Raw genomic sequence first — 24,396 nt, 5'->3', positions numbered from 1 at the left:
GACAGACGCAACAGGAAAGCAATGGAATGAAAATGCCACGCGTAACCCTCGATCAATGGCGAACCCTGCAAGCGGTTATCGACCATGGTGGCTTCGCCCAAGCCGCCGAAATGCTGCATCGCTCGCAATCCTCGGTCAGCTACACCGTGGCTCGCATGCAGGAGCAGCTGGGCGTGCCGCTGTTGCGGATCGATGGACGCAAGGCGGTGCTCACCGATGCCGGCGAGGTGCTGTTACGGCGGTCGCGGCAGCTGGTCCTCCAGGCCGGGCAGCTCGAGGAATTGGCCCATCACATGGAGCAGGGTTGGGAAGCCGAGGTTCGCCTGGTGGTGGATGCCGCGTACCCCAACGCCAAGCTGATCCACGCCTTGACCGCATTCATGCCGCAGAGTCGTGGATGTCGGGTGCGGCTGCGCGAAGAGGTCCTGTCCGGCGTCGAGGATGTGCTCAAGGACGGCACCGCCGATCTGGCCATCAGCGGCTTGGACATCACCGGTTACCTCGGCGCCGAGCTGGGCACCGTCGAGTTCATCGCGGTGGCCCACGCCGACCACACCCTGCACCAGTTGCGACGCAAGCTCAGCGTGCAGGACTTGCAGAGCCAGATGCAGATCGTGGTGCGCGATTCCGGCCAGCGGCAGCCACGCGACAGCGGCTGGTTGGGCGCCGAGCAGCGCTGGACCGTCGGTAGCCTGGCGACTTCAGTAGGCTTCGTCAGCAGTGGACTCGGCTTCGCCTGGCTGCCGCGGCACATGATCGGACGCGAGCTGGCCGAAGGTGTACTCAAGCCGTTGCCATTGATTCAAGGAAGCATTCGCCGCCCATTGTTCTACCTCTACACCAACCCGAACAAACCGCTCGGCGCGGCAACGCAGATTCTCATCGACTTGATCAAGACGTACGATGCGCAATCGCAGCCTGCCAATGACAGCCTGCCCCAGGCTTCCACCCTCACCAGGACCACACCATGAAACGACTCGTACTCGCCGCCTGCTCACTGTTGCTCGCCGGAAACCTGCTGGCGGCAGACAACCCACACGTACTGCTGAACACCAGCATGGGTGAAATCGAAATCGAGCTGGAGGCCGAGAAGGCGCCTATCAGCGTGAAGAACTTTCTTAGCTACGTGGAAAGCGGCTTCTACGATGGCACCGTGTTCCACCGGGTAATTCCCGGCTTCATGATCCAGGGCGGCGGCTTCAATGAAGGCCTGGGCCAGAAGAGGACTGGCGAACCGATCAAGAATGAGGCTGACAATGGGCTGCACAACGTCCGTGGCACCCTCGCCATGGCCCGCACGCAAAATGTCAACTCGGCTACCAGCCAGTTCTTCATCAACCACCGCGACAATGACTTTCTCGACCACGGCAGCCGCGACTTCGGATATGCCGTCTTCGCCAAGGTCGTGCGCGGCATGGATGTGGTCGACCAGATCGCCCAGGTGCCGACCGGCAACCGGAGCATGATGCAGAACGTCCCGCTGACGCCGGTGAAGATCATTTCCGCGAAGAAGCTGTAACCCGACACATTCATTCCTGGCGCACTTCTCTCGAGCCGTGCGCCATTTCCCGCTGCCAGGAGATCGAGCATGAGTGACCAGAACCACCTGAACACGGCCGAAGGCGAAGCGAAACTGCTCCAGGACCTGCTGAGTGCCGAGCGCGCCGGCGCCAAGGTTGCTGGTGAGAGCCTGCAACAATGCGATGACCCGGCTCAGCGGAAGCAGCTCGAACAGATCCGCCAGGGTGAAGTCGATAGCTGCAGGCTAGTACTCAACTGCCTTAACCACCTGGGCATCGAACCCAATCGCGAGACCGGTGCGTTCTATGGCAAGGCCATGGCGATCGAATCACTGGAGGAGCGCCTGCCATTCGTCGATAAAGGCCAGCAGTGGGTGATCCGCAAGCTGCGTGAGTACCTGCCGGGCTGCGAAGACGCTTTCATCCGCACCGAATTGGAAAAGATGCTGGAGATCCACGAGATCAACAGCCAAGCCGCCTGATCAGCGCTGCAGCGCCGCGGGTCAGTGCTCCGCCGCGTCCCAGTAACGTCGCCAGCGCGCCGCCAGATCCCTGGGTGCCTCGCGATAGAGTTCATCACCCAGCCCCAGTGCTGCACGCTGCAGTTCGCTGCGGCGTTCGGCGATCGCTGGGCCGAGTCTTTCGAGCACGGGCTGATCACCGAAGAGTTGCGGCTGCTCCCGCAGCAAGTACTGCATCATCGCCAGATCATGGTCATCGCCGAGCAAATCAGCCAAGCGCTTGAGCGAGTCAGCGCGCAGCCGCATCAGCATGGGCCAGCTGGGTGTCAGCAGCTGCGCCTGATACCAGTGATCCTTGACCCGCTTGCGCCATTCATGAAACTGCTCATCGCTCGGTTCCGATCTGACCTTCGCCAGTTCGGCCGCGCCATCGGCATAGGTGCGCTCTACCCCGGCGGCCAGCAGCCCGAAGCCCGTGGCGTCCAGCGGCCAACTGTCGATGCTGGCCTTGACGGCGTGTAGCTCCGAGACGGCCTGCGCGATGCGGTCGTCCAGGTCGGCGGCGTTGCCCTCTGCCTGCCGAGCACTGGCCTGCAAGCGCTGCCGTGTCTGCTTGGAAGCAGGTTCGCCGAGCCGCTCGGCAAAGCGCTGCATCAGCAGATCCCAGCTTTCCAGCATGGCGGTGGCATCGCGCGATTCGGCCAGCATCCGGCCAAGATCGCGAACCCGTCGATTCTCGTGTTTGAACTCATCGCCCAACGGCTCGCGCACCAGACGCAGCAACGCACGCAGCTCCTTGAAGCGCTTGCGCGCCTTATGCACCCCTTCGCCGCGCTCCGCGGGCGGAACACCCAGCGCCTCGATGGCCTTGTCGATGCGCTGCCGAGCGACCTTGCGCACCTCGGCGGCGGGGTTCTTTGGACGCAGCTTGTAGCTCATGACGACTCCCGGGCAGGCCCGAGCGCCATGCAGGCGCTCAGGAAATCAACCGTAGCGTTTCTTCGCCTCGATGGCCAAGCCACTGCCGATACTTCCGAAACGGTTGCCTTCGACATGGCGTGCCCTTGGCAGCAGCCTGGCGACGCTCTGGCGCAGCGCCGGAATCGCACTGGAGCCACCCGTGAAGAACACCGTATCGATGTCCTCGGGCTTGAGTCCGGCACTGGCCAGCAATTGACTGACATTACCTCGGATTCGTTCGAGAAGCGGATCGATGGCCGTTTCAAAGCCGTCGCGGGTCAGGCTCGCCTGCAGACCAGCCTCAATTCGCGCGAAGTCGATGGCATGACGGTCCTGCTCGGTCAGTTCGATCTTGCCGTGCTCCACCTGCATCGCCAGCCAATGCCCCGCGCGTTGTTCAATAAGGCTGAACAGGCGATCAATCCCGGTGGGGTCGACGATGTCGTAGCGCATGCTTTGCAGCGCGCGCAGCGAGGCCGGCGCGTACACCGCGTTGATGGTGTGCCAGGTAGCAAGGTTGAGGTGCGTGCTGGTGGGCATCGGCGCATCGCTTTTCATCCGGCTACCATAGCCGAACAGCGGCATCACGCCCTGCAGGCTGAGCTGCTTGTCGAAATCGGTGCCGCCTATGTGCACGCCCGACGTGGCGAGGATGTCTTCCTGGCGATCATCGATATGACGGCGTTGCGGTGACAACCGCACCAGCGAGAAGTCCGAGGTACCGCCGCCGATATCGACGATCAGCACCCGCTCTTCCTGCTCGATGCGCGACTCGTAGTCGAACGCCGCGGCGATGGGCTCGTATTGGAACGACACGTCCTTGAAGCCGATCTTTCTTGCCGCCGCGGCCAGCGTATCCGCCGCTTCCCTGTCCGCCTGAGGATCATCATCGACGAAAAACACCGGACGGCCCAGCACCACCTCGTCGAAGGCACGACCCGCACTGGTTTCGGCACGTTGCTTGAGCGTCCCAAGGAACAGCCCGAGGATTTCCTTGAACGGCATCGCGCTGCCCAGCACCGTCGTTTCGCTCTTCAACAGCTTGGAGCCCAGCAGGCTCTTGAGCGAGCGCATCAGCCGCCCCTCGTAACCTTCAAGGTATTCGGACAGAGCCAGACGCCCATAGACAGGACGCCGCTCCTCGGCGTTGAAGAACACCACCGATGGCAGGGTGTGCTGATCGTCCTCGAGCGCGATCAGCGGCTCGCTGACGGGTCGCCACCAGCCGACGGTGGAATTGGAGGTACCGAAATCGATGCCGCAGGCGCGGGCGGGTGACGGATTGTGCATGAACGGTCCGGACTGCCAAAAAACGGCCGCGCAGTTTATGCGAGCCAGCAGGCAAATGTCGGTCAATCGTCGTTTTGATGCGGTTCAAGCCGAGCCAGGTGCCGCGTTGCCGCTGCGACGCCTGGCTGGTGTTGGTCAGGCCAGCGCCGTCTCGGCAGCCGCGGCGGAGTCAGTCATACCGTCGGTCATGCGCTTGGAGTCGTGACAGAAGGTGCGCGAGGCCTGGAACAGGAACACCATGGTCAGCAGCAACGAGGCCGGAATCAGGTACATGGCGCCGTGCAGACCCTCTGCGCGGAACAACTCGCTCATCTCGCTGGCGCCAGCAGCGAGCATTGCGGCTTCGGCAAAATGATCAGACAACAGCCCTACCACCACCGTGCCCATGCCACCGCCGAGCAGGTATAGGCCGGCGAAGAACAATGCCATCGCAGTGGCGCGCAGGCGCGGCTCGACCACGTCCTGAATGGCCGTATAGACGCAGGTATAGAAGTTGTAGGAGAACAACCAGCCGATGCTGAACACAGCAACGAACACACCGACCTCGATCCGCCCGGCGAGCAGCGCATAGCCGGTCGCGAGGGTGGCGATGGCCATGCTGATAGCGGCGAAAATCAGCCGACCACGGGCGAAGCGTTGGTGGATCTGGTCGGCAACCCAGCCGCCGAGGGTCAGCCCGATCAGACCGGTCAGCCCGACGATCACGCCGGTGGCGATCGATGCTTCGACCAGCGGCACGGCGTGATAGCGCATCAGCAACGGCACCATGAATGCATTGCAGGCGTAGGTTGCGAAGTTGAACGCCAGCCCAGCCAGCACCAGCCACCAGAAGGTGCGAATCGCCAGCACCTTGCGCACCGGCTGCTGCACGGGTTCCTGTGAGACCTTTACCGTCTCGGCCGCGCCGCGCTGGGGTTCCTTGACGAAGAAAATGAACAGCGCCAGCACGAGCCCAGGCACTGCAGCGATGAAGAACGGCGCACGCCAGCTACCGAAGTATTCGACCATCGAGCCGATGGTGAAGAAGGCCAGCAGCAGCCCAAGCGGCAAGCCAAGCATGAAGATACCCATCGCCTGTGCGCGCTTGTTTGCCGGAAACAGGTCGCCGATTAGCGAGTTGGCGGCCGGCGCATAACTGGCCTCGCCGATACCGATACCCATGCGCACCAGCAAAAAGCTCCAGAAATTCCAGGCCAGCCCGTTGACGGCCGTCAGCCCACTCCAGGCGGTCAGCCCCCACCCCATGATCTTGCGGCGCGAGCCGAGATCAGCCATTCGCCCCAGCGGAACTCCCGCGATCGCGTAGATGATGGTGAAGGCGGTGCCGATCAGGCCCAGCTGGAAGTCGTTGAGGTTCCATTCCAGGCGAATCGGCTCGGCGATGATTGCCGGTATGGTGCGATCGAAGAAGTTGAACAGGTTGGCCAGAAACAGCAGGAACAGGACGCGCCAGGCGTTAGCGGCTTGGGTGGATGGCTGCATGACATCGCTCTCGTTTTATTGTTATGCCCCGGCCGTATCCCGACCGATCCTCGGGAACCAACTCTAGAGTTCATTCGCGCGCCTGTCTGTCACCATCATCTGCGCTTATGCAGGACGATGCGACCATTCAGCGCTGTAACCATCCCTCCAGCCAGCCCAGACTGGCGTTCGTATCCGCACCGTCGGGTCTATACTCGGCCGCCAGCCAGCCGTCATAGCCCACCGCCCGCAACACATCGAGCAGAGGGCCGAACGCTACCGAACCGGTACCGGGCGCACCGCGGCCAGGGTAATCGGCAAACTGCACATGCCCAATGCGCGAGCCCAACAGCCGGATGCCGGCGGCGATGTCCAGCTCTTGCCGAGCCATGTGGTAAAGATCCAGCTGAGCCTGGCAGTTCGGGTGATCGACCAGCCCCAGCAATGCCTGCAAATGCTCGGGTGTGTTGACGAGGAAACCCGGCATATCCAGCGGATTGATCGCCTCGCACACCACTCGCACCCCGAGCGGCGCGAAGGCCTCCGCGCTCTTGCGCAGATTGCCGGCGAGGCTTTCCAACGCTTCGTCGCGAGTGACGCCTTCAGCTAATCGACCCGGCAGTACATTGACACACGCCGGCCGCGCCATGGCGGCGTAGGTCAGCGCTTCCTGCAAGGCTGCATCGAAGGCTTTCTGGCGGGCGGGCACCGCGGCCAGACCTGGGCCACCTTGCATAAAGTCACCGGCTGGCAGGTTGATCAGCGCCAGCGGCAGGCCGGCGCGCTCAAGCAATTCCTTGAGACGGATCGCCGGTAGTTCGTAGGGAAACTGGATCTCCACACCCTCGAATCCGGCCACGCGGGCAGCCATGATGCGCTGGTCGAGGGGCAGTTCGCTGAACAACATGGACAGGTTGGCGGCAATCTTCATCGGCTTTGCTCCCGGAACATCTTCACCAGCGTCGCGGGATCATTCTCGAGATGGCCCTGACTGCCGTGCAGGCGCATCAGTTGCGCGGCCAGGCCAGTCATCGGCGTGGCGCTGCCCTCTTCACGGGACAGCTGAACCGCGGTGTCGAGGTCCTTGAGCAGGGTTCGCACATGCCATTTGACCGGTTCGAATTCGCTGCGGGCCATTTGCGGCGCAAGAATCTGCAGCGGTTTGGAATCAGCGAAACCACCGGCCAGTGCCGGCGCGATCAGGCTGGCATCAACACCGGAGCGCTCGGCCAGCGCCACTACTTCGGCGATAACCAGCGCGTTGCAGGCCACGATCATCTGGTTGCAGGCCTTGGTCACCTGGCCGGCACCGACATCACCCATATGGGTCAGTCGCTGGCCCAGGTGCGCCAATACCGGTCGCACCCGCTCAACATCTTCGCCACGCCCACCGGCCATGATTGCCAGACTCCCCGCCTCGGCGCCGGCCGTACCCCCGGATACCGGCGCGTCAACCCAGCGCATGCCGCTACGCGATTCCAGTTCGATCGCCATGGCACGTGTGGCGGCCGGCTCCAGACTGGAATGGTCGACCAGCACCTGCCCCGCCCGCGCGCCCTCGACGACACCGTCAGGGCCGAACACCACCTCACGCACCACCGCGGTATCGGCCAGGCACAACAGCACCACATCAGCTGCAGCACAGAGCTCGGCCGGTGTGTTCACTTGCCGCGCGCCGGCCTCGACCAGCGGCGCGCACTTGTCGGGCGAGCGGTTCCAGACCGTCAATGGAAAGCCGGCAGCAAGCAACCGGCGGCACATACGCAGGCCCATCAGGCCGATACCGGCGAAGGCAATGGATGGCAATTCAGACATGAAGAAGGCTCCTCGAAGGCAGGTGCAACGATTCTAGCGCCGCTGTCGCGGCGGCGGCCAAGTCGCGCTCAGAGCACCTCGCCTTTGTCCCAGAGCAGCACAAGCTCGCCGGGTGCCTGCTCCTCGGGAATCTGCAGAACCAATTCGTCGTCGTGCTCGTTCTCTCGATAGCGCAGCTCGATCTGATAAAAGCGGCGATCGCCCTCCCCGCTGGCGCCCGTCGCTAGCGGCAGACAGCCCTCCAGCACGGAACATATCTGCACTCGCTGCTGTTCGTTGCAACTGGCGAAGTCGATCTCGCGTGGCCGACTGAGCGCCTGCATCGCTGCAAAGCCGCCCTGCCGCGACAGGCGGACGACGGCGTCCTTGCCCAATGGCGGTAGCTGTCTCATGAAACCTCCTCAGTTCTCCAATACGCCAACATCGATCCAGGCCTGATGTACCGACTGCGCCTCCTTCCCAGCGCCAAAGCGTGTCGCCGCGTTATCCAGCGTGAGCTGAGCAAACGCGGCGAAATCCGCATCGTTGGCCAGACGACGATCACACAGGGTGTCGTACCAGATACGGCCGGTCTTTTCCCAGGCGTAGCCGTCAACAGCCGTGGCTGCCAGGTAGAACGCGCGGTTGGGTATGCCAGAGTTCAGGTGCACGCCACCGTTGTCGTCGCGGGTGTCGATGAAGTCGCGCATGTGCCCGGGCTGCGGATCTTTGCCCAGCAACGGATCGTCATAGGCGCTGCCCGGATTGGCCATCGAGCGCAGTGCGGCGCCCTGCACCTTGTCGGTCAGCAACTCGGCGCCGATGAGCCAGTCGGCCTGGTCCGCCGCCTGCTTGAGACTGAACTGTCGGACCAGTACGCCGAAAACGTCGGACATCGACTCGTTCAAGGCACCGGACTGGTTGAAGTAGACCAGCCCGGCCTCGCTTTCGGTAATGCCATGGGCCAGCTCATGGGCCACGACGTCCAGCGACAGGGTAAAGCGATTGAAAATCTCGCCGTCACCATCGCCGAAGACCATCTGTGCGCCGTTCCAGAACGCGTTCTCGTACTCCACGCCGTAGTGCACCGTCCCGATTAGCGGAAAGCCGTGACCGTCGATCGAGTCTCGACCGAACACCTGCCAGAAGAACTCATGAGTCTTACCGAGGGCGTCGTAGGCCTCGTCAACCGCCGGGTCAGCAATCGGCGGCTGGCCTTCGATCCGTGCCAGCGCACCCGGCAGCACCATCTGCTGCTGAGCATCGTGAATGCTGCGCCGCGGTTCCCCCGGCCGACCGCGCTCGGGCAGCACGCTCGGTGTTGGCTGGCGGTTGGGCGGCCCCGGATTGGGCAACAGGTGGCGCACGTGAGCGAGCGTGCCCAAGGCCCGCTCACGCTGATGCTCCGAGCCATTATCGATGATGTGCTTGAGGATATAAGGCGGAATGAAGCCTTTGCACGACGCCTGATCGAGCATGGAGAGCCCCCTTTCAAAATAGGGATGCAGGACGCACCCATATTTCTCTGATCCGCTCCTGTCCGCTGCGTTTCTTCGCCTGGATATTTATTCGCAGGGATAGAAGGCGGTTGGTTTAGCTATCGCTTATCGGGCGCCTCGTACCCTCGGGCGCGGACGGCCCCTCAAGCGCTGGGCTGGGCTCGTCCGGCTCTGCAACGTAAAGTTGATGCTGAGCGTCCCGCCATTCATCGTCGGAAATCACTTCGATGAGATCGAGCAGACCGGAATAGCCAACGAGCATTCCCTGCTTGATTCCCAGTGTCTGGCCTTTGTACAGCAGGGTCACCGGGTCCCGCGCGACCACTGTCGCTCCGTCGGCAAACAGTTCATCGATGTGTTTTCGAAGAAAATGGAGCGTGCGTTTGTCTTGTTGCTGTTCCATAGCAATAGGCCACCGTCCGTTGGGCCGGTAATTCTAGTTCAGCCGTGAACTGAATCACAAAAGACTTTCGCCAACGCTAGCACTCAGGCGATTCAGCAAACCGTCCTGTTGGCCAACTACAAGACACTCCAGTCGCGTGCGTCTAGCGGTCCTTGCGCGGTTCGATGGGCTGTCCCAGCTGCCGTAGACAGATATCGATGGCTATGTAACGCAGATGGGGAGTAGGCCAAACATGGCTAGCGATGGCCGCCACCAGGTCTCGAAGCCCACTTTCGCTGAACAGCACGCCATTTCGCTCTGTGAGCGTGCAGGCTTTGATCGTTACCGTGATCGGGCAGCGACCGGTCAGCGTCCCGCCCGAATCGAGCAGACAGTCGATATGTCGGCGCAATACATGATTTACGCGGCGCTCGGGACGTGCATCGGTCATGGTTCCGGTCCTTAGGCAGATCAATCTTCGCTGGTCCCTCAATGCTGCCTATTGCGTGGTGGTTGCTCAGTCGCGCACCGCACCGCACAAGAGCCAGCTGCTCGCCGGGGCGCGTTAGCAGTGCATGACGCTTACGCTTTTCATCCCCTGATTCCGTCAATCCCGACGCCGTCCTCGGAAGGCGCCGAATTCTAATCGATGCGGGCAGAGCATGATATGTCACAGTGCCATCATTCATGTTTCGATGGGTAACTGACCTCACTAACCGTACCGGCTCGACAATCCGAAGCGGCTTGCGACCCGCAACAAATCAGGCATCAGCGCCACGCGACTTGCACCAGCGCGCCCCTCTGCCTCTATAATTCGCGCGCTTTTTCCGCTATTGAACCGGAGAACCACAATGTTGAAGTGCACCCTGGCAGCCGTTGCCGGCCTTGCTGTATCCCTGTCTTTTGTCACCGCACATGCCGCCGAGGTCCTTCGTGTCTCGGCTATTCCCGACGAAGCGCCGACCGAGCTGATCCGCAAGTTCGAACCGCTGGGCCAGTACCTTGAAAAAGCGCTGGGCATGCCGGTGAAATTCACCCCGGTCTCCGATTACGCCGCCGTGGTGGAATCCATTGCCGCAGACCGCATAGACCTCGCCTGGCTCGGTGGGTTTACCTTCGTCCAAACCCGACTGAAGACCGGCGATGCCATTCCGCTGGTGCAGCGTGAGCAGGACGAGAAGTTCACCAGCAAATTCATTACCGCCGACCCAGAAGTCGAGACGCTGCAGGACCTCAAGGGCAAAACCTTCGCCTTCGGCTCCGTGTCCTCGACGTCAGGCAGCCTGATGCCGCGCTACTTCATGATCAGGGACGGCATCGATCCCGAGCAGTTCTTCAAGCGCATCGCCTACTCCGGTGCCCACGACGCCACGGCAGCCTGGGTCCAGGCCGGCAAAGCCGACGGTGGCGTACTCAACGCTTCGGTGTGGGACAAGCTGGTCGAGGCCGGGAAAGTGGATACGAGCAAAGTGCGTGTCATCGACACCACCCCACCCTATTACGACTACAACTGGACGGTGCGTGGCGACCTCGACCCTGCGCTGGTGAGCAAGATCAAAGCCGCCTTCCTCGCGCTGGACCCGAAGAACCGGGAGCACAAGAAAATTCTCGACCTGCAGGCGGCCAGCCGCTTCATCGAAACCCGCCCGGAAAACTACGAAGGAATCGAGGACGCCGCGCGCGCCGCTGGCCTGCTGAAGTAACCCTTCGCACTCGGTCGCCAGCGATCGGTGCAGCCAGAACCGTCACGGCTCGGCCTCTGCGCCCAGCCGTCCGCGCCTAAACCCTCATGGCGACGCACAGGCAGCTGTGCCTGTGAGGCGAAGCCAGGTAGTCACGATGAGCAGTTCGATCACCTTTCTCCCACCGGATATCCGCAGGGCACCCGCGCCGGCATCATGCGTGCGGTTGTCCGGCCTGTGTCATAGCCATCCGGGCGGACAGGCAGCACTGCAGGACATCGAGCTGGAAATCGGGCAAGGCGAGCGAGTCGCGATCATCGGCCCGTCCGGGGCTGGCAAGACCACGCTGTTGCGCCTGCTGGCCAGCCACATCCAACCAAGCATCGGGCACCTGGAATTGCTCGGCTGTACGCCATGGTCGCTATCCACTGGCGCGCGCCAGAGATTACGCAAGCGCATCGGCCTGATTCACCAAGCGCCACCGCTTCCGCCCCGGCAACGGGTCGTCACGGCGGTGCTCGCCGGGCAGCTGGGCCGTTGGTCGCTGGGGCGCAGTCTCGCCAGCCTGGTCTATCCACTGGACAAACAAGGCGCAGCCGAAGCCCTCGGCCGGCTGGACCTCGCCGACAAACTCTATATGCGCTGCGATCAGCTATCCGGCGGACAGCTGCAGCGCGTCGGTATCGCCCGGGTGCTCTATCAGCAGCCCGAGCTGATTCTCGCGGACGAACCAGTGTCGGCGATGGACCCGGTGCTTGCCGCGTACTCGCTGAACGTACTCAATCGCGAAGCCGTGCAGCGTCAGGTGACATTGCTGGCCAGCCTGCATGCCGTGGATCTGGCACTGGAACATTTTCCGCGGGTCATCGGAGTTCGTGCCGGCCGTATCCTATTCGATAAAGCCTCGGCAGCGGTGACAGCAGCCGAGCTCGAAGCGCTCTATGCGAACGAGCAGCTGGAAAACGAGCAGGCCTCGCTGCCCTTGCCAGGCCAGTCCCTGCACATTCCGCGATGCTAAATCCGACCCTCACGCAACGCGACCCGGCCGCCGGCCCGCGCCTGATGACGACGCTGCTGGCGCTGGCTCTGCTATGGCCGGGCCTGTCACTGAGCGAACTGGACCTGGGCGTGCTGTTCGATGGCAGCAACGCCGAAACCATGGGTGTATTCCTCTCCGGTTTCTGGCCGCCCGCGCACAACCAGGCCTTTCTCGCGCTGCTGGGGCGCGCCACGCTGGAGACGCTCGCCATCGCAACTGCTGGCATGGCGCTGGCGCTGGTCGTGGCCCTGCCCTGTGCCCTGCTGGCTACGCGGGCCCTGTCGATCTCGGCACTCAGCCGCGCCGGCCGCCCGAGGTGGTGGTCGCAGGCAGCGCGTTGGCCGGTGCGTGGACTGCTGATCGTGCTGCGCAGCGTGCCGGAGATCGTCTGGGCGTTGCTGTTCGTGCGTGCGGTGGGGCTTGGGCCGACCGCCGGCGTGCTGGCCATTGCCATTACTTATGCCGGCATGCTCGGCAAAGTCTATGCGGAGATTTTCGAGTCGGTCGATCCGCTGCCCACCCGCGCCCTGCTAGGCGCCGGCAGCTCACGACTGCAGGCCCTCGCCTATGGTGTGCTGCCACAGGCCACGGGCGAGATGCTGTCCTATACCGTTTATCGTTGGGAATGTGCGGTGCGCGCCTCGGTGGTGATGGGTTTCGTCGGCGCGGGCGGGCTGGGTCAGCAGATGGATCTCTCGATGCGCATGTTCGCCGGCGGTGAAGTCGCGAGCATGCTGCTGACCTTCCTGGCGCTGGTGCTGATGGCCGACCTGATCAGCCAGACGTTGCGCCGGAGATTCGTGTGAAGTCGCTATCGCGCTATGCGTTGCCGTTGTTACTGATCGCGGCCGTGATCGGTTCGTTCGCCTTTCTGCAATTCGAGGCCAGCGCACTATTCAGCCGTGACGGCGGTAGGCAGATGGCCGATTACGCTTCGAGCTTCCTCAGTCCTGATCTTTCAGCCAATCATTTGCGAGCGGTCGGCTACGGCGCTCTGGAAACGCTGGCGATGTCGGCGATCGGCACGCTATTGGCCGCGCTGCTCGGATTGTCGCTCGCATTACCGGCGTCAGGACGCGTCGGCATTATTGCCATGGCCAGCTCGCGGCTGGTGCTCAACGCATTGCGCGCCATCCCCGAGCTGGTTTGGGCCGCGTTGATGGTCCTGGCGGCTGGTTTGGGGCCGAATGCCGGAACCCTGGCGCTGGCGCTACACACTGCCGGGGTGCTGGGGAGGCTATTTGCCGAAACCCTGGAAAACACGCCAAGCGGCCCGGCCGAAGCGCTGCGTCTTTCAGGTAGCAATCGCATCAGCGCGTTCTGCTACGGCACCCTGCCCGTCATCTGGCCACAGCTGCTGGCCTACACCCTGTATCGCTGGGAGAACAACATCCGCATGGCCAGCGTGCTCGGCTTCGTCGGCGCCGGCGGTCTGGGGCAGATGCTCTACATGAGCCTGAGCCTCTTCCAGGAAGCCCAGGCCTCGACGGTGATTCTGGCCATGCTGCTGATGGTGCTGGCGGTCGATGCTTTGAGTGGCTGGGCACGGATGCGCTGGGTGCGTGGCTGACCGCAGCAGACCAGCGGCGTTGACTTTGGCGGCCTTCGTCGCCGATTATGCGTGATATCAGATTGATATCATTAGAGACTGATTGAGTGCCAGGTTTCGTGCATCATTTTTCCAGGTTTGCCAGCATCGGCGCATTGCTCGCCATTATCCTGGACCCGTTTGGCCTCACCACCGCAACTGAAGAAGCCTCCTCCCGCCTGTTGAACCAGCTTCTGGCCAATATCTATGACGACGGCGCGCAGCAGCGGATCGCAGTGGTGATCATTGACGATGATTACCTCCGCCAACGCGGCAGCCACTGGCCGCTCCCGTATGCGGAACAGGGAAAGCTGTTCCGCCAGTTGCTGGCTTATCGGCCCGCCGCAGTGATGGTGGATTTAATGTACAGCTACGATCACGCGGTGGGGCGCAGCAACGATAGCAGTCAGCTGCTCGCCAACGTCTTCGAACGCTATAGCGCCGCCTCCATACCGCTCTACCTGGCCAATTCGGGCGTCTCCCAATCCAATACGCTGTCGAGATTCGCCGCGGCCAGTCAACCCGCACTGGTGAGCTGGAGCGCTGCGCCCCAGGATTACCCTTTGGCGGCCGAAACCGACGATGGCTGGATGGACACGGCCGCGTTCGCCTTGTACCGAATCCATTGCCAGCAACACCCCTGCCAGTCGCTACCGGCAACGGCTGAGGCGGCGGCGGCGGCGCTACCGATGGCCCTGCAGTGGGGGCTCGGCCAAGCCGACGGGCAGCGCCACGTCAGCGATACCGGCCAATGCCCAGCAGAGCGAAACGCCTGGGCAGAGGCCGCAACGCGAATACTACAAGCGGTTTTCTGGCGATTTACCGGCCCCACCGAAACGCGTTGCCCTTATCACCTGACCATCCCTGCCGGCGCTCTGGCTACTACCGTGCCCGAGGAGCGCGCCCTTCTGAAGCAGCTGCTGACCGATCGCTTGGTACTGGTGGGAGCCGCCATCGCGTCGGCTGAAGATCTCACCCACTCACCCGTTCACGGCCAACTGCCAGGCGTATACGCACACGCCACGGCGCTAGATAACCTCATCCAGTACGGCATGCACTATTTCACCGCACCGCCGGGATTATTCGGCACGGAAATGGATATTCTCGACCTCTTCGAGCTGGCCTTCGTGGCGCTGCTGCTGAGGTTCCAGGCTCGCCAACCCCCAGTGCTCCGGCCAATGCGCAACGTTGTTCCCATCACTGCAATCACCGTACTGGTGCTGCTCAGCTGCGTGCTCTACGCACTGCGGATCACACCCGTGAACATTCTGGGCCTGTTGTTACTGACAGGCCTGTTGCTGCCAAAGGAATGCTGCGAAGGCCCTTCCAGCCCTGCCTCAAGCGAAAGGAGTCACCATGCGTAAACCTTTAACCCTGCTCTGCGCATTGCTGTTAAGCGGCGCTGCCCACGCAGCCGGCCTTACCGTGGAGGAATACACCAATGATCCAATCGCGCTGCTCGACGAGACTGGCCGCCTCCTGCAGAGGGTCCCGCGCGCCGAGTTGCCGCCAACACCACTAGCTGCTCAACAGTGGAACGAAGACATGGAACTGGTGCAGGTCGAAATCGCCGGCCGACCGGTCTGGCTCGATGGCGTCGACGTGCGCCTGAGCGAAGGCAAAACCGTCCCGATGCCCTGCGCAGCCCTGCCAAGAGCCAAAGCCGATGGCGCCACCAACCTGTCCACGATTGGCTACGGCGCCGGCTGCGCGAGGAACTGACGTCATGCCACCTAGACTCATAGTGATAGCCCTCTCGCTGCTAGCCGCCCTGAGTGGATGCACGACGCTCAAAGGCGCGCCTGACGCCTTGATCAACCTGGCTGGCCGAAGCGCTCATGACGGTTTTCAGGGCAAGTATCTGGCACAAGAAGAGGTGCGTAGCCATTTCAAGCTCGACCCCCAGCACCGGCAGACGCTCCGCCTTAGCTATGACGGACGCAATCTGCCGGCCACTGAGATCCGCCAGCAAAACCTCGTTCTGATCGCTCCCCTGCAGAGCTACTTGCAGGGTATCGTCGACAAACTCGGCAAGGGTTGGCCAGGTGAGCTGCCTAACTTGCAGGTGAGGGTCGTCGACAGCTATGCATTCGGCCCCTCGGCCGATCCTTACGGCAACCTGTTCGTGCCACTCGGCATGCTCGAGGGCGTGGAAAGCGAAGACGAGATCGCGTCGATGCTAGCTCACGAGATGAGTCATGTGCTGCTGCGTCATCATGATCGACGGCTCGCCTTCGACCAACAGCGCGAACTGTTGACCACGCTGGCCAGCACCGCCGTCATCGCAGCAGTGGTGGCTGACAGCCGTCTGGACCGCGGTGCCTCCCAGCTCAAGCTGCTCAGCAAGGACCCGCAAGGCACCCAGAAGATGATCGGCGACACAGTGCTTTACACCGCGCTCGCCAACACCTTTTCCGACCATGTATGGAATACGGCGTGGGGGCGGGCTCAGGAAGACCAGGCCGACCTGCTTGGCACCGATCTCCTGGTCAAAGCCCACTATGCGCCGCGCGCCGCTAGTCACAGCCTGCAGCGCCTCGATGATTTCCAGGGTAAGCAGGAACCGATTCTTGCCAGTTTCATTCAGGCACGCAAAGGCGCCATGCAGGAGTCGCTGAAGCGATTCGACCTCAATGGCTTCACCCAGGAGATCAACCTCTTCGTCAATCAGGGGCTGACCACCACGGTGAGCGCCGTCGGCCAACACCTGACACGTTCACACATGTCCGCGCAGCGTCGCGATACCGATCTGCGGCAGTACCTGCAGCGCGAGTACGATGAGACCCGTTACAACCGGGTCGACAAACGGAGCTGGCGCAAGGTGCGCGGTAATCCGACGGTCAAGGCATCCATGGATGCCTATCGAAACGCTTACGGAGCGAACGAGGCATTGCGTAGCAATAACCTCAAGGACGCCAGAACGCTGGCCCAGCGGGCGCTCAAGTCACCGGTTGCAAGCCAGCCCGGCATCCGCCGCAGTCTGTTCAACGTGCACATGGCTGCAGGTGAGAAGCGCCAGGCACTGGCCCATCTAACGGCCATCCGCGACTGGTCGCTGGCGGGCCCCGGCGTATACGAATTGCTGGTGAGCTACCACCTGAGCAACGACAACCCGGCCGCCGCGCTCGCTGCCATCGAGCAGGCCGAACGGCACTTGGGATCGGAAGAGCTGTTCATTGTCGAGAAGATGCTGGCCAACAAACTGAAGCAGGATGAAGACTCCCTGCGGAAACTCGGTGAGAAGTGCAAGCAGATGCCCAATCGCAAGGACACCTGCAAGAAGGTGGCATGAGCTGAAAGGTGGCCTTGGGTGCTTTCGATCAGCAGAGCGGTCGGCGTCAGTGCTGACGGGCCGCCCTTTCCTGCACCAGCACCCAAGGCGCTACCACTACCGCCCACAACTCCGGATCACGCTCCAGCCAATCCTGCGCCTGTTCAGACTCGAGCTTGCCCATATGGCCTTTAGCCAGCCATTGGGCTACTGTTTCGCGGTCATCCTGAGCCACCGCCTGCGCCGCTTCGATCAGATCGAAGTCGCTGGCGACGCGTAGCAGCGCGCCACGGGCGAAGAATGGCTGCAAGTCCTGCCAGGAGATCGGCGCGGTTTCGCCCAGCAACTTGGCATAGAGAGTGCTTGGATCTTCGCTCATGTGACTCACCTGTTTCAAAAAGGGCGCAATGATAACGTCCGGGTGAATCTCATCAAACGGATCCAATTGCTGACTGTGCAAACAAGTGCTGACGCTTCTACACTGTGCCGGTACAGTTGCCGTACCGTTTGGGGACGTTTGCTCCTGAACGACACTGCAGCCAGCAGGATTCAAAACAATAATGATGCAAGTGGAGCGCATATGAAGACCAAACAGCGTCTTTCCAAACTTTTCATGGCAATCGCTTTGACGGGAGCAGCGAGCTATACGCTTGCCGCCGACAACATCAAGATCGGTTTGGCCGGCCCGGTCACAGGGGCCGTTGCGCAGTACGGCGACATGCAGTTCATCGGCGCCCAGATGGCCATCGAGCAGATCAACAAGAAGGGCGGGGTCAACGGGCAGCAACTGGAAGGCGTCGTGTATGACGATGCTTGCGACCCCAAACAGGCGGTCGCAGTCGCCAACAAGATCGTCAACGACGAAATCAGCTTCGTAGTTGGTCATCTGTGCTCCAGCTCGACTCAGCCCGCGTCCGATATTTATGAAGACGAAGGCATTCTGATGATTACCGCGGCTTCGACCAGCCCGGACATCACTTCCCGTGGTTATGAACTGATTTTCCGCACTATCGGTCTGGACAGCCTGCAAGGTCCGACCGCAGGCAACTTCATCGCCGATCACGTCAAGCCGAAAAATGTTGCCGTCATCCATGACAAGCAGCAGTACGGTGAAGGCATCGCCACCGCCGTTAAGCAGACCCTGGAAGAGAAAGGCGTCAAGGTCGGCTTGTTCGAAGGCATCAAGCGCCGGCGACAAGGACTTCTCCTCGATGATCTCCAAGCTCAAGCAGGCAGACGTCGACTTCGTCTACTACGGCGGCTATCACCCGGAACTCGGTCTGTTACTGCGCCAAGCCAAAGAGCGTGGTCTGAACGTGCGGTTCATGGGACCGGAAGGCGTCGGCAACAAGGAAATCTCGGCCATCGCCGGCCCGGCTTCCGAAGGCCTGTACGTGACCCTGCCGAAATCCTTCGACCAGGACCCGCGTAACCAGGAACTGGTCGACGCCTTCAAGGCGAAGAAGCAGGACCCGAGCGGCCCATTCGTGTTCCCAGCCTACGCTGCGGTCCAGGTCATTGCCGAGGGTATCGAGAAAGCAGGCAGCACCGACACCGACAAGGTCGCCGAAGCGCTGCGCAGCAACACCTTCGATACGCCGACCGGCAACCTCTCGTTCGATGAGAAGGGCGACCTGAAGGATTTCAACTTCGTGGTTTACGAATGGCACCAGGACGGCACCAAGACCGAAGCCAAGTGAGCCGGTAACCACCCAACCGAAGCCCACGGCGTCCGCTGTGGGCTTTGTTTTAGCTGATCGGGGCTGACCCGGCCACAAGCAATGGGGCCGCCCCCGCAACACCTTCAACCAAGCGAGTGGCCTGCATAGCTGGCCCGCCTCGAAGCTGGCAATGTGCGTGATCCGCACGGAGCCCTTGGCGCTGCATTCTCCGTGCTGCGTGTTCGAAGCAGGTCCGCATTGGCGGTCGAGCACGGGCTGCTGGGTGTTCAGGAGAACGTAATGCCTGAGCTTTACCACTATTTCCAACAGCTGATCAACGGCCTGACCGTTGGCAGTACCTATGCCTTGATAGCCATCGGTTACACGATGGTCTACGGCATCATCGGCATGATCAACTTCGCCCACGGCGAGGTGTACATGATCGGTTCCTACGTCACCTTCATCGCCATCGTCGGGCTCTCGATGATGGGGCTCGATGCCCTGCCAATTCTGATGATTGGCGCGTTCGCCGCCGCCATGATCGTCACCAGCGCCTACGGTTACAGCATCGAGCGGGTCGCCTACCGGCCACTGCGCGGAAGCAACCGGTTGATTCCGCTGATCTCGGCGATCGGTATGTCGATCTTCCTGCAGAACGTCGTCCTGCTCTCTCAGGACTCAAAGGACAAGGCGATCCCCAACCTGATGCCGGGCAACTTCATCTTCGGTGAAAGCGCCATGAACGGTGTGGTGGTCTCTTACATGCAGGTGCTGATCTTCGTGGTCACCATCCTTGCCATGATGGGCCTGACCTTGTTTATTTCCCGCTCCCGGCTGGGTCGCGCCTGCCGCGCCTGCGCCGAAGATCTGAAGATGGCCAACCTGCTGGGCATCAATACCAACAGCATCATCGCCCTGACCTTCGTCATCGGCGCAGCGCTGGCAGCCATCGCGGCCGTGCTGATCAGCATGCAATACGGGGTAATCAACCCGCACATCGGCTTCCTGGCCGGCATTAAAGCCTTCACCGCCGCGGTACTCGGCGGCATCGGCAGCATCCCTGGTGCGATGTTGGGCGGCCTGGTGCTCGGTGTTGCCGAAGCCTTCGGCGCAGACATCTTCGGAGATCAGTACAAGGACGTGGTGGCCTTCAGCCTGCTGGTTCTGGTTCTGCTGTTCCGTCCGACCGGCATCCTTGGTCGCCCGGAGGTTGAAAAGGTATGACCCGCAATCTTCGTACTGCCTTTTTCAGCGCCCTGCTGGTCATCGCCGTCGCGGTACCGGTGTTCGGTCTGAAACTCACCACCGTCGGCATTCGCCTCGAAGTCCATGGCAGCGACGCGAAGACCTTCTGGATCATCGCCGCCTGTGCCGTTGCCATGTTCTTCTGGCAATTGTTCCGCCACCACGCAGCGGCCGGCTGGGCCGCCAGCCCCAAGCTGCCGACGATTCCGGCCGGCGCAGGCAGCTTCCTGACCCTGCCGTCGACTCAGCGCTACATCATCATCGGACTGGTGCTGGTGGCGCTCGCCTGGCCGTTCTTCGGTTCGCGAGGCGCGGTGGACATCGCCACGCTGATCCTCATCTACGTCATGCTGGGCCTGGGCCTGAACATCGTCGTCGGTCTCGCTGGTCTGCTCGATCTGGGCTATGTCGGCTTCTACGCGGTCGGCGCCTACACCTACGCGCTGCTATCGCACTACTACGGGATCGGGTTCTGGGTCGCACTGCCGATTGCCGGCGCCATGGCGGCGCTGTTCGGCTTCCTGCTGGGCTTCCCGGTGCTGCGCCTTCGGGGTGACTACCTGGCAATCGTGACCCTGGGTTTCGGCGAAATCATCCGTCTGTTGTTGCGCAACATGACCGATCTCACCGGTGGTCCGAACGGCATTAGCGGCATCGACAAGCCCACACTGTTCGGCCTCTCGTTCGACCGTCGCGCCGCCGAGGGTATGCAGACCTTCCACGAGTTCTTCGGCGTGGATTACGCCTCCATCAACAAGGTGATCTTTCTCTACCTGATCGCCCTGCTGCTGGTGCTGCTGACTCTGTTCGTGATCAACCGTCTGCTGCGTATGCCCATTGGCCGTGCCTGGGAAGCGTTGCGCGAGGACGAGATCGCCTGCCGCGCGCTGGGCATGAACCCCACCGTGATCAAGCTCTCCGCCTTCACACTGGGCGCGACCTTCGCCGGTTTCGCCGGCAGCTTCTTTGCTGCCCGTCAGGGCCTGGTGTCGCCGGAGTCGTTCACCTTCATCGAATCAGCCATCATCCTCGCAATCGTCGTGCTCGGCGGCATGGGCTCTCAGCTGGGGGTGATTCTTGCCGCCATCGTGATGATCCTGTTGCCCGAGCTAATGCGTGAGTTCAGCGAATACCGCATGCTGATGTTCGGCGCCTTGATGGTGCTGATGATGATCTGGCGTCCGCAGGGTCTGCTGCCCATGCAACGCCCCCACCTGGAGCTGAAGCGATGAGCCGCCCGATTCTTGAAGTACGCGGCCTGACCATGCGCTTCGGCGGCCTCTTGGCCGTTAACGGAGTGGGCCTGAGCGTACAGGACAAACAAGTGGTTTCGATGATCGGTCCGAACGGCGCCGGCAAGACCACCGTATTCAACTGCCTGACCGGCTTCTACCAGCCCACCTCGGGAGAAATCCTGCTCGACGGAGAAGCGATCCATGGCCTGCCCGGCCACAAGATCGCCCGCAAGGGTGTGGTGCGTACGTTCCAGAACGTCCGCCTGTTCAAGGACATGACCGCCGTGGAGAACCTGTTGGTTGCCCAGCATCGGCATCTCAACACCAACTTTCTGTCCGGCCTGTTGAAGACCAAGGCGTTCCGCCAGAGCGAGCACGAGGCGATGGATTTTGCCGCCCACTGGCTTGAGCAGGTCAACCTCACCGAGGTGGCCAACCGCCCGGCCGGCACCCTCGCCTATGGTCAGCAACGCCGCCTGGAGATCGCCCGCTGCATGATGACGCGTCCGCGCATCCTCATGCTCGACGAGCCAGCGGCCGGTCTCAATCCGAGGGAAACCGAGGACCTCAAGGCACTGATCGGCATGTTGCGCGACACGCACGATGTCACCGTGCTGCTCATCGAGCACGACATGAAGCTGGTCATGAGCATTTCCGACCATATCGTCGTGATCAACCAGGGCTGCCCCCTGGCCGACGGCACGCCGGAGCAGATTCGGGACAATCCGGACGTGATCAAAGCCTATCTGGGGGAGGCGTAACCATGCTGTATTTCGAAAACGTCTCGACCTTCTACGGCAAGATCCAGGCGCTGCACAACGTCGACGTTGAGGTCCGCAAAGGCGAGATCGTCACGCTGATCGGCGCCAACGGTGCCGGCAAATCGACCCTACTGATGACGCTCTGCGGCACGCCAATGGCCTCCGAAGGCAGCATCCGCTTCGAGGGCGAGGAACTGGTCGGCAAACAGACCTGCGACATCATGCGCAAGGACATCGCCGTCGTACCTGAAGGGCGGCGCATCTTTGCTCGCCTGACGGTGGAGGAGAACCTCGTCATGGGCGGTTTCTTCACCAACCGCACGGACTTTCAGGAGCAGCTGGACAAAGTGCTGCTGTTGTTCCCGAGGTTGAAGGAACGCTTCCAGCAGCGCGGCGGCACCATGTCCGGCGGCGAGCAACAAATGCTCGCCATCGCCCGGGCATTGATGAGCAAACCCAAGTTGCTACTGCTCGACGAGCCCTCGCTGGGGCTGGCACCAATCATCATCCAGCAGATTTTCGAGATCATCGAGCAGCTACGTGAAGATGGCGTGACCGTCTTCCTGGTCGAGCAGAACGCCAACCAGGCGCTCAAGCTGGCCGACCGTGGCTACGTGCTGGAGAATGGTCACATCGTCATGCAGGGCAGCGGCGAAGAGCTGTTGAGCGACCCCAAGGTCCGCGACGCCTACCTCGGCGGTTGACCAGGAGCTGATACGAGCGCGTCCCGTAGGAGCTAGGGACGCCGAGTTCTTGCTGGCGAGCCTGAGCGCCGAATGTGAGTGCTAGCTTGCTCGTGAAGATGCTATGCAGAAGCTTCGCCAGCAAGCTGGCTCCTACAGGTATCGCCGGGACCGTACATCCGCATCCTGCAACCGCAGACGATGACAACGCCAACGGGAGCCGCTATGGTGGCCCCCGCATCTGCGCCGATCGGCACAGGTCCCTGGATCAGCAGACAGGGCATAACTGAGCTGGCTCATTTCTGAACTCAACTCAGGAGAAGCCGGCCATGACTGCCAGCCGTATCTGGATCAAGCATCCCCTCGCCATTTTTACCGCCAACGATCAGGACGCCTCCGGCGGATTGGTCATCGAGAATGGCACCATCGTCGAACTACTCGCCGCCGGGCAATCCCCCGCCACACCGGTCGACAATAGCTTCGATGCCCGTGAGCACGTTGTGCTGCCAGGGCTGATCAACACCCATCACCACTTCTACCAAACACTCACTCGAGCCTGGGCGCCGGTGGTGAATCAACCGCTGTTCCCCTGGCTGAAAACCCTCTATCCGGTCTGGGCACGCCTGACGCCGGACCGCCTTGCGCTGGCCAGCAAGGTGGCGCTGGCCGAGCTGTTGCTCTCCGGTTGCACCACCGCCGCGGACCATCACTACCTGTTTCCGGACGGTCTGGAAAACGCCATCGATGTGCAGATCGAAGCCGTACGCGAACTAGGCATGCGCGCCATGCTCACCCGCGGCTCCATGAGCCTGGGCGAAGCCGATGGCGGGTTGCCGCCCCAGCACACGGTGCAAACCGCCGAGGCGATTCTCGATGACAGCGAGCGGCTGATCGGTCGTTACCATGAGCGCGGCGCCGGCGCGCAGATCCAGATTGCCCTGGCGCCCTGCTCTCCTTTTTCGGTCACCCCGGAAATCATGCGCGCCAGCGCGGCGCTGGCCGAGCATCACAATGTACGCCTGCACACGCACCTCGCGGAAACCCTCGACGAGGAAGAATTCTGCAAGCAGCGCTTCGGCTTGCGCACCGTGGGCTATCTGGACAGCGTTGGCTGGCTATCCGAACGCACCTGGCTGGCCCACGGCATCCATTTCAATGACGACGAGATCGAGCGCCTGGGCGCAGCCGGTACCGGCATTTGCCATTGCCCGAGTTCGAATATGCGGCTGGCTTCCGGCATCTGCCCGACCGTCGCGCTGGAAGCCGCTGGCGCGCCCATCGGCCTGGGCGTCGACGGTTCGGCGTCGAACGATGCCTCCAACATGATTCTCGAGGCGCGCCAGGCACTGTACATCCAGCGCTTGCGCTATGGCGCCGAGCAGATCACGCCGGAGCGTGTGCTTGGCTGGGCCACACGCGGCTCGGCACGCCTGCTGGGCCGCAATGATGTCGGCGAGCTGAGCGTCGGTAAGCAGGCCGACCTCGCGCTGTTCAAGCTTGATGAGCTGCGCTTTTCCGGTAGCCATGACCCCGTCTCTGCGTTGCTGTTGTGCGGTGCCGATCGGGCCGACCGCGTAATGGTCGGCGGACGGTGGCGCGTCATCGACGGCCAAGTAGAGGGCCTCGACATCGCCGGACTGATTGCCGATCACAGTCAGGCCGCGCGGGAGTTGATTGCTGGCTGATGCGCACTGCTGCATGTGGGGTTCCAGCCGTATTCTCGGAACCTCACGACTCAGCCAGGCATCATTTGAATTCGCTAACCGGCTGTCTAGCTCGTTTCGCCGAAATCCACGTCCATCGCCGCGCGCAGCCACTTTTGCCCGCCTGATCCATACTCGTAATCAAGAACATCCACCGGCAG

General features: G+C 62.0%; 25 protein-coding genes and 1 pseudogene. 16 read left to right on the top strand and 10 right to left on the bottom strand.

Features of this window, described 5'->3' with window-relative positions; all coding sequences use genetic code 11:
• The first annotated feature begins 26 nt into the window (after window positions 1–26).
• The 3 genes from DQ405_RS15590 to DQ405_RS15580 all read left to right on the top strand — a co-directional run bounded on the left by DQ405_RS15590 (window position 27) and on the right by DQ405_RS15580 (window position 2,002).
• Window positions 27–971: a LysR family transcriptional regulator gene (locus DQ405_RS15590; RefSeq protein ID WP_168425063.1), complete on the top strand. Its 945-nt coding sequence runs from the start codon at window positions 27–29 to the stop codon at window positions 969–971.
• Window positions 968–1,519, top strand: coding sequence for a peptidylprolyl isomerase (locus DQ405_RS15585; protein ID WP_168425062.1), 552 nt, complete (start codon window positions 968–970; stop codon window positions 1,517–1,519). Before DQ405_RS15590 ends, DQ405_RS15585 begins: the two co-directional genes overlap by 4 nt.
• Before the next feature lie 69 nt (window positions 1,520–1,588).
• Window positions 1,589–2,002: a DUF6306 domain-containing protein gene (locus DQ405_RS15580; RefSeq protein WP_168425061.1), complete on the top strand. Its 414-nt coding sequence runs from the start codon at window positions 1,589–1,591 to the stop codon at window positions 2,000–2,002.
• Between the two features lie 21 nt (window positions 2,003–2,023).
• On the opposite strand, the gene DQ405_RS15575 is transcribed toward DQ405_RS15580, so the two are convergent.
• The 9 genes from DQ405_RS15575 to DQ405_RS15535 all read right to left on the bottom strand — a co-directional run bounded on the left by DQ405_RS15575 (window position 2,024) and on the right by DQ405_RS15535 (window position 9,818).
• Window positions 2,024–2,920, bottom strand: a complete 897-nt coding sequence (locus DQ405_RS15575) for a CHAD domain-containing protein (protein WP_168425060.1) — start codon at window positions 2,918–2,920, stop codon at window positions 2,024–2,026.
• 45 nt (window positions 2,921–2,965) lie between these two features.
• Complete coding sequence (locus tag DQ405_RS15570; RefSeq protein WP_168425059.1) at window positions 2,966–4,231, bottom strand: Hsp70 family protein; 1,266 nt, start codon at window positions 4,229–4,231, stop codon at window positions 2,966–2,968.
• Between the two features lie 135 nt (window positions 4,232–4,366).
• Window positions 4,367–5,713 carry a spinster family MFS transporter gene (locus tag DQ405_RS15565; protein ID WP_168425058.1) on the bottom strand — a complete coding sequence of 449 codons (1,347 nt, stop codon included), beginning with the start codon at window positions 5,711–5,713 and terminating at the stop codon, window positions 4,367–4,369.
• 127 nt (window positions 5,714–5,840) lie between these two features.
• Window positions 5,841–6,623 carry a hydroxypyruvate isomerase family protein gene (locus DQ405_RS15560; protein WP_168425057.1) on the bottom strand — a complete coding sequence of 261 codons (783 nt, stop codon included), beginning with the start codon at window positions 6,621–6,623 and terminating at the stop codon, window positions 5,841–5,843.
• Window positions 6,620–7,507: an NAD(P)-dependent oxidoreductase gene (locus DQ405_RS15555; RefSeq protein ID WP_168425056.1), complete on the bottom strand. Its 888-nt coding sequence runs from the start codon at window positions 7,505–7,507 to the stop codon at window positions 6,620–6,622. The genes DQ405_RS15560 and DQ405_RS15555 overlap by 4 nt, the downstream gene beginning before the upstream one ends.
• A 68-nt stretch (window positions 7,508–7,575) precedes the next feature.
• Window positions 7,576–7,899: a protealysin inhibitor emfourin gene (locus tag DQ405_RS15550; RefSeq protein ID WP_168425055.1), complete on the bottom strand. Its 324-nt coding sequence runs from the start codon at window positions 7,897–7,899 to the stop codon at window positions 7,576–7,578.
• Between the two features lie 9 nt (window positions 7,900–7,908).
• On the bottom strand, window positions 7,909–8,964 hold the full coding sequence (locus DQ405_RS15545) for a M4 family metallopeptidase (protein ID WP_168425054.1): 1,056 nt from the start codon (window positions 8,962–8,964) through the stop codon (window positions 7,909–7,911).
• A gap of 115 nt (window positions 8,965–9,079) precedes the next feature.
• Window positions 9,080–9,388 carry a hypothetical protein gene (locus tag DQ405_RS15540; protein WP_168425053.1) on the bottom strand — a complete coding sequence of 103 codons (309 nt, stop codon included), beginning with the start codon at window positions 9,386–9,388 and terminating at the stop codon, window positions 9,080–9,082.
• 142 nt (window positions 9,389–9,530) lie between these two features.
• Entirely contained in the window at window positions 9,531–9,818 is a 288-nt protein-coding gene (locus DQ405_RS15535; RefSeq protein WP_168425052.1) for a hypothetical protein, read from the bottom strand.
• Window positions 9,819–10,218: 400 nt separating this feature from the next.
• On the opposite strand from DQ405_RS15535, the gene DQ405_RS15530 reads away from it, so the two are divergent.
• From DQ405_RS15530 to DQ405_RS15500, 7 genes are all read left to right on the top strand, one after another.
• Entirely contained in the window at window positions 10,219–11,070 is an 852-nt protein-coding gene (locus DQ405_RS15530; RefSeq protein WP_168425051.1) for a putative selenate ABC transporter substrate-binding protein, read from the top strand.
• Between the two features lie 136 nt (window positions 11,071–11,206).
• The gene (locus DQ405_RS15525; protein ID WP_168425050.1) at window positions 11,207–12,067 is read left to right on the top strand and encodes a phosphonate ABC transporter ATP-binding protein; all 861 of its coding nucleotides are present in this window, start codon (window positions 11,207–11,209) and stop codon (window positions 12,065–12,067) included.
• Window positions 12,061–12,894 carry a PhnE/PtxC family ABC transporter permease gene (locus DQ405_RS15520; protein WP_168425049.1) on the top strand — a complete coding sequence of 278 codons (834 nt, stop codon included), beginning with the start codon at window positions 12,061–12,063 and terminating at the stop codon, window positions 12,892–12,894. Before DQ405_RS15525 ends, DQ405_RS15520 begins: the two co-directional genes overlap by 7 nt.
• Window positions 12,891–13,658, top strand: coding sequence for a phosphonate ABC transporter, permease protein PhnE (gene phnE, locus DQ405_RS15515; RefSeq protein WP_168425048.1), 768 nt, complete (start codon window positions 12,891–12,893; stop codon window positions 13,656–13,658). Before DQ405_RS15520 ends, phnE begins: the two co-directional genes overlap by 4 nt.
• 134 nt (window positions 13,659–13,792) lie before the next feature.
• Window positions 13,793–15,040 carry a CHASE2 domain-containing protein gene (locus DQ405_RS15510; RefSeq protein ID WP_178114127.1) on the top strand — a complete coding sequence of 416 codons (1,248 nt, stop codon included), beginning with the start codon at window positions 13,793–13,795 and terminating at the stop codon, window positions 15,038–15,040.
• Window positions 15,033–15,398, top strand: a complete 366-nt coding sequence (locus DQ405_RS15505) for a hypothetical protein (RefSeq protein WP_168425046.1) — start codon at window positions 15,033–15,035, stop codon at window positions 15,396–15,398. The genes DQ405_RS15510 and DQ405_RS15505 overlap by 8 nt, the downstream gene beginning before the upstream one ends.
• Before the next feature lie 4 nt (window positions 15,399–15,402).
• A complete protein-coding gene (locus DQ405_RS15500) occupies window positions 15,403–16,968 on the top strand; it encodes a M48 family metallopeptidase (protein WP_168425045.1) in 1,566 nt (521 codons plus the stop codon).
• A 46-nt stretch (window positions 16,969–17,014) separates the two neighbouring features.
• Here the strand turns inward: DQ405_RS15500 and DQ405_RS15495 are convergent, their stop codons facing one another.
• Window positions 17,015–17,326, bottom strand: a complete 312-nt coding sequence (locus DQ405_RS15495; RefSeq protein WP_168425044.1) for a DUF2288 domain-containing protein — start codon at window positions 17,324–17,326, stop codon at window positions 17,015–17,017.
• A 201-nt stretch (window positions 17,327–17,527) separates the two neighbouring features.
• On the opposite strand from DQ405_RS15495, the pseudogene DQ405_RS15490 reads away from it, so the two are divergent.
• The 6 genes and pseudogenes from DQ405_RS15490 (at window position 17,528) to DQ405_RS15465 (ending at window position 24,217) form a co-directional block, all read left to right on the top strand.
• A pseudogene (locus DQ405_RS15490) lies at window positions 17,528–18,647 on the top strand (branched-chain amino acid ABC transporter substrate-binding protein).
• Window positions 18,648–18,908: 261 nt separating this feature from the next.
• A complete protein-coding gene (gene livH / locus DQ405_RS15485; protein ID WP_168425043.1) occupies window positions 18,909–19,832 on the top strand; it encodes a high-affinity branched-chain amino acid ABC transporter permease LivH in 924 nt (307 codons plus the stop codon).
• Window positions 19,829–21,085, top strand: coding sequence for a high-affinity branched-chain amino acid ABC transporter permease LivM (locus tag DQ405_RS15480; RefSeq protein ID WP_168425042.1), 1,257 nt, complete (start codon window positions 19,829–19,831; stop codon window positions 21,083–21,085). Before livH ends, DQ405_RS15480 begins: the two co-directional genes overlap by 4 nt.
• Complete coding sequence (livG, locus tag DQ405_RS15475; RefSeq protein ID WP_168425041.1) at window positions 21,082–21,849, top strand: high-affinity branched-chain amino acid ABC transporter ATP-binding protein LivG; 768 nt, start codon at window positions 21,082–21,084, stop codon at window positions 21,847–21,849. The genes DQ405_RS15480 and livG overlap by 4 nt, the downstream gene beginning before the upstream one ends.
• 2 nt (window positions 21,850–21,851) lie before the next feature.
• Complete coding sequence (locus DQ405_RS15470) at window positions 21,852–22,553, top strand: ABC transporter ATP-binding protein (RefSeq protein ID WP_168425040.1); 702 nt, start codon at window positions 21,852–21,854, stop codon at window positions 22,551–22,553.
• Between the two features lie 308 nt (window positions 22,554–22,861).
• Window positions 22,862–24,217, top strand: coding sequence for an 8-oxoguanine deaminase (locus DQ405_RS15465; RefSeq protein ID WP_168425039.1), 1,356 nt, complete (start codon window positions 22,862–22,864; stop codon window positions 24,215–24,217).
• Window positions 24,218–24,396 lie beyond the last annotated feature (179 nt).

Source organism: Pseudomonas sp. SST3 (assembly GCF_003325755.1).
Note: the sequence above shows the minus strand (reverse complement) of the source record. Positions and strands in the feature narration are given on the sequence as shown.

Excerpts from the sequence above, each read along its gene's own strand:
- DQ405_RS15535 (WP_168425052.1), bottom strand. The coding sequence starts at position 9,818 with ATGACCGATGCACGTCCCGAGCGCCGCGTAAATCATGTATTGCGCCGA.
- DQ405_RS15540 (WP_168425053.1), bottom strand. The coding sequence starts at position 9,388 with ATGGAACAGCAACAAGACAAACGCACGCTCCATTTTCTTCGAAAACAC.
- DQ405_RS15565 (WP_168425058.1), bottom strand. The coding sequence starts at position 5,713 with ATGCAGCCATCCACCCAAGCCGCTAACGCCTGGCGCGTCCTGTTCCTG.
- DQ405_RS15465 (WP_168425039.1), top strand. The coding sequence starts at position 22,862 with ATGACTGCCAGCCGTATCTGGATCAAGCATCCCCTCGCCATTTTTACC.
- DQ405_RS15585 (WP_168425062.1), top strand. The coding sequence starts at position 968 with ATGAAACGACTCGTACTCGCCGCCTGCTCACTGTTGCTCGCCGGAAAC.
- DQ405_RS15495 (WP_168425044.1), bottom strand. The coding sequence starts at position 17,326 with ATGAGCGAAGATCCAAGCACTCTCTATGCCAAGTTGCTGGGCGAAACC.
- DQ405_RS15470 (WP_168425040.1), top strand. The coding sequence starts at position 21,852 with ATGCTGTATTTCGAAAACGTCTCGACCTTCTACGGCAAGATCCAGGCG.
- DQ405_RS15505 (WP_168425046.1), top strand. The coding sequence starts at position 15,033 with ATGCGTAAACCTTTAACCCTGCTCTGCGCATTGCTGTTAAGCGGCGCT.
- DQ405_RS15480 (WP_168425042.1), top strand. The coding sequence starts at position 19,829 with ATGACCCGCAATCTTCGTACTGCCTTTTTCAGCGCCCTGCTGGTCATC.
- DQ405_RS15575 (WP_168425060.1), bottom strand. The coding sequence starts at position 2,920 with ATGAGCTACAAGCTGCGTCCAAAGAACCCCGCCGCCGAGGTGCGCAAG.
- DQ405_RS15525 (WP_168425050.1), top strand. The coding sequence starts at position 11,207 with ATGAGCAGTTCGATCACCTTTCTCCCACCGGATATCCGCAGGGCACCC.
- livH (WP_168425043.1), top strand. The coding sequence starts at position 18,909 with ATGCCTGAGCTTTACCACTATTTCCAACAGCTGATCAACGGCCTGACC.
- DQ405_RS15560 (WP_168425057.1), bottom strand. The coding sequence starts at position 6,623 with ATGAAGATTGCCGCCAACCTGTCCATGTTGTTCAGCGAACTGCCCCTC.
- DQ405_RS15580 (WP_168425061.1), top strand. The coding sequence starts at position 1,589 with ATGAGTGACCAGAACCACCTGAACACGGCCGAAGGCGAAGCGAAACTG.
- DQ405_RS15590 (WP_168425063.1), top strand. The coding sequence starts at position 27 with ATGAAAATGCCACGCGTAACCCTCGATCAATGGCGAACCCTGCAAGCG.
- DQ405_RS15530 (WP_168425051.1), top strand. The coding sequence starts at position 10,219 with ATGTTGAAGTGCACCCTGGCAGCCGTTGCCGGCCTTGCTGTATCCCTG.
- DQ405_RS15550 (WP_168425055.1), bottom strand. The coding sequence starts at position 7,899 with ATGAGACAGCTACCGCCATTGGGCAAGGACGCCGTCGTCCGCCTGTCG.
- DQ405_RS15500 (WP_168425045.1), top strand. The coding sequence starts at position 15,403 with ATGCCACCTAGACTCATAGTGATAGCCCTCTCGCTGCTAGCCGCCCTG.
- DQ405_RS15545 (WP_168425054.1), bottom strand. The coding sequence starts at position 8,964 with ATGCTCGATCAGGCGTCGTGCAAAGGCTTCATTCCGCCTTATATCCTC.
- DQ405_RS15555 (WP_168425056.1), bottom strand. The coding sequence starts at position 7,507 with ATGTCTGAATTGCCATCCATTGCCTTCGCCGGTATCGGCCTGATGGGC.
- DQ405_RS15520 (WP_168425049.1), top strand. The coding sequence starts at position 12,061 with ATGCTAAATCCGACCCTCACGCAACGCGACCCGGCCGCCGGCCCGCGC.
- DQ405_RS15570 (WP_168425059.1), bottom strand. The coding sequence starts at position 4,231 with ATGCACAATCCGTCACCCGCCCGCGCCTGCGGCATCGATTTCGGTACC.
- livG (WP_168425041.1), top strand. The coding sequence starts at position 21,082 with ATGAGCCGCCCGATTCTTGAAGTACGCGGCCTGACCATGCGCTTCGGC.